We start from the raw sequence: 3356 nt of genomic DNA, 5'->3' as shown, positions 1-3356 counted from the left end.
CTACAAAAACCGACCACTCAACTGCTGCGGTTTAGGCGGCGCGTTCGGCGGTTTCCACCACGTTGGCGAGCAGGAGGGCCCGCGTCATCGGGCCGACGCCGCCGGGGTTCGGCGAGAGGTAACCCGCGACCTCGGCGACGGCCGGGTCGACGTCGCCGTACACCTTCGACTTACCCGTCTCGGGGTCGGTGACGCGCGAGACGCCCACGTCGAGCACCGCGGCGCCCGGCTTGACCCACTCGGGCTTCACCAGGTCCGCGGCACCGGTCGCGGCAACGATCACGTCCGCGGTGCGAGCGATCTCGGCGATGTTCTGCGTGCCCGTGTGCGTCAGTGTCACGGTCGCGTTGAGGTCGCGCCGCGTCAGCAGCGCGCCAATCGGCCGGCCGACGGTCACGCCACGGCCCACGACGACGACATGCTTGCCGTCGAGCGAGTAGCCGTTGCGCTGCAGCAGCTCGACGCAGCCGCGCGGCGTGCACGGCAGCGGCGTCGTGATTTCATCACGCACATTGAGCACAAGCCGGCCGAGGTTCGTCGGGTGCAGCCCATCCGCATCCTTCGCCGGGTCGATGCGCTCAATCAGCGATTCCTGGTCGAGATGCTTCGGCAGCGGCAGCTGCAGGATGTAGCCGGTGCACGCCGGGTTCGCGTTGAGCTCGTCGAGGGCGGCCGCCACCTCCTCCTGCGTCGCCGTCCCGGGCAGCACGACCTGAATCGACTCGATGCCGACCTCGGCGCAGTCGCGGTGCTTGCCCGCGACGTAAAGCTTCGACCCCGGATCTTCACCCACGAGCACCGTGCCGAGCCCCGGCACGACGCCGCGCTCGCGCAGCGCGCTCACGCGCTCCGCGAGCTCGGCCTTGATCGCTGCCGCCGCGGCCTTGCCGTCGAGGCGAACTGCCGTCATGCGTACACCAGGCCGGGGTAGAGCGGGAACTTGTCGGCGAGCACCTTGGTGCGCGCGCGCAGCGACTCAATGTTCGGCTCGGGCTTGAGCGCCTCGGCGATGACGTCGGCCACCTCGCGGAACTCCTCGTCGCCAAAGCCACGGGTCGCGAGCGCCGGCGTACCGATGCGCAGGCCCGAGGTCACCATCGGCGGGCGCGGGTCATCGGGAACCGAGTTGCGGTTCACGGTAATGCCGACCTCGTGCAGGAGGTCTTCGGCCTGCTGGCCGTCGATCGGCGCATCGCGCAGGTCGACGAGCACGAGGTGCACCTCGGTGCCGCCGGTGGTCAGCGCGACGCCGGCCTCCTTCACGTCGTCCTGCAGCAGGCGCTCGGCAAGAATCTCGGCGCCGCGGAGGGTGCGGGCCTGGCGGTCCTTAAACTCCTCGGTCTGGGCGAGCTTGAACGCGACGGCCTTACCGGCAACCACGTGCATGAGGGGACCGCCCTGCTGGCCCGGGAACACGGCCGAGTTGATCTTCTTCGAGAGGTCGGCGTCGTTCGTGAGAATGAAGCCCGAGCGGGGGCCGCCGATGGTCTTGTGCACGGTCGACGAGACGACGTGCGCGTGCGGCACCGGGTTCGGGTGGAGACCCGCGGCCACGAGGCCCGCGAAGTGCGCCATGTCGACCCACAGGTACGCGCCAACCTCGTCGGCGATCGCACGGAACTGCTCGAAGTCGAGCTGGCGCGGGTAGGCCGACCAGCCCGCGATGATCACCTTCGGCTTGTGTTCGAGGGCAAGCTCGCGCACCTGGTCCATGTTGATGCGGCCGGTCGAGAAGTCGACGCCGTAGGCCACCACGTTGTAGAGGCGGCCCGAGAAGTTGATCTTCATGCCGTGCGTGAGGTGGCCGCCGTGGTCGAGCGAAAGGCCGAGGATGGTGTCACCCGGCTTCGCGAGCGCGTGCAGCACCGCGGCGTTCGCGCTCGCACCCGAGTGGGGCTGCACATTCGCGTAGGCCGCACCGAAGAGCTCCTTCGCGCGGTCGCGCGCGAGGTCTTCGGCGACGTCGACGGCCTCGCAGCCACCGTAGTAGCGGCGGCCGGGGTAGCCCTCGGCGTACTTGTTCGTGAGCACGCTACCGACGGCTTCGAGCACCGAGCGCGGCACAAAGTTCTCGCTCGCGATCATCTCGAGCGTGCCCCGCTGGCGATCGAGCTCGTTCTTGAGCACCTGCTCGATCTCGGGGTCGACTTCGGAAAGTGGCAGGTTCTGGTATTCGGACACTGGGACTCCTTCGCTGATTCGCGGAATCGAATCGGTCGTTCGTGTCGGCGAGCCCAGGCGTGCGGCTCGTACTCCGGATGCCGCTCCCCGATGGTGACCCATCCGACGCCAGTTGCGACCTCGCCAGTCTAATCGGATGCGCGAGGCTCGATGCTGCGTGCGTCGCAGAAAGTCATGGGCCGGATGCGCGGGCTCGGCCGTGCGTTAGGGTGGCGGCAGTGACACGGGGTGCCGAGCGATCGGCTGAGATCACACCCGTCGAACCTGATCCAGTTAGTACTGGCGAAGGGATCGTCCAATTCGCTGCTGTTCCGCCGTCGGCCTCGCCGCGCGCGGCCGGGTAGCGTCGCCGCGCCCCTTCGCCGATGAAGGGAATGTCGCCATGCCACCTCTCACCGCGTCGATCACCGACGCGCCCACACCCGACACCGTCGCCGAACTGCTCGGCCGGGTGCGCGCATCCGCCCCGCTCGTGCACAACATCACGAACACTGTCGTTACGGGCTTCACCGCGAACGCCCTGCTCGCGCTCGGCGCGGCGCCCGCCATGGTCGATATCGTCGGCGAGGCGGGCTTGTTCGCTCGCGTTGCGGGCGGCCTGCTCGTGAACCTCGGCACGCCGACGCCCGAGCAGCGTGGCGCAATCGCCGAGGCGGTCGCGGGTGCGCGCGAGGCCGGCACGCCATGGGTACTCGACCCGGTCGCGATCGGCGCGCTCCCCATCCGCACGCAGCTCGCCGCCGAGCTCGTCTCGCAGCACCCCACCGCGGTACGCGGCAACCCCTCCGAGGTGCTCGCGCTCGCCGGCGCCGGCTCGGGCGGCCGCGGCGTCGAGTCGGCCGACTCAGCCGCGAGCGCGCGGGATGCGGCAGTCGCCCTCGCGCGCCGCTACGGCACCGTCGTCGCGGTGTCGGGCGAGGAGGATCTCGTCACCGACGGGAGCTCGGTCGTGTGGGTTTCGGGCGGGGATGCGCTGCTCACGAAGGTGACCGGCGGCGGCTGCGCGCTCGGCGCAATCGTCGCGGCGTTCCTCGCGGTGCGGGTCGAGTTGTCGGTGCTGGATGCGCTGGTCGCGGCGCACGTGAGCTACGGCGTCGCGGCCGAGCGGGCGGCCCCCCGGGCGGCCCGGCCCGGCACGTTCGCCCGCCAACAGCTCGACCCCAGGCACATATAAA

The 3356-nt window shown here is 70.0% G+C and carries 3 protein-coding genes and 2 riboswitches; of the genes, 1 reads left to right on the top strand and 2 read right to left on the bottom strand.

Annotated features, from left to right (window positions below):
- Positions 1-31 precede the first annotated feature (31 nt).
- Together QM019_RS12590 and glyA are read right to left on the bottom strand one after the other, a co-directional pair.
- Entirely contained in the window at positions 32-910 is an 879-nt protein-coding gene (locus QM019_RS12590; protein ID WP_282853296.1) for a bifunctional methylenetetrahydrofolate dehydrogenase/methenyltetrahydrofolate cyclohydrolase, read from the bottom strand.
- A complete protein-coding gene (gene glyA, locus QM019_RS12585; RefSeq protein WP_282853295.1) occupies positions 907-2181 on the bottom strand; it encodes a serine hydroxymethyltransferase in 1275 nt (424 codons plus the stop codon). The genes QM019_RS12590 and glyA overlap by 4 nt, the downstream gene beginning before the upstream one ends.
- 44 nt (positions 2182-2225) lie before the next feature.
- A riboswitch (ZMP/ZTP riboswitch) is annotated at positions 2226-2307 on the bottom strand.
- Positions 2308-2395: 88 nt separating this feature from the next.
- Positions 2396-2490: riboswitch (TPP riboswitch) on the top strand.
- A gap of 73 nt (positions 2491-2563) precedes the next feature.
- Between glyA and thiM the strand changes: the two genes are divergently transcribed.
- On the top strand, positions 2564-3355 hold the full coding sequence (gene thiM, locus QM019_RS12580) for a hydroxyethylthiazole kinase (protein ID WP_282853294.1): 792 nt from the start codon (positions 2564-2566) through the stop codon (positions 3353-3355).
- The last annotated feature ends 1 nt before the right edge of the window (position 3356 follow it).

This window comes from Gulosibacter sediminis (genome assembly GCF_030011715.1).
Lineage (GTDB): Bacteria > Actinomycetota > Actinomycetes > Actinomycetales > Microbacteriaceae > Gulosibacter > Gulosibacter sediminis.
The sequence above is the reverse complement of the archived record's forward strand: the minus strand, read 5'-3'. Positions and strand labels throughout refer to the sequence as shown.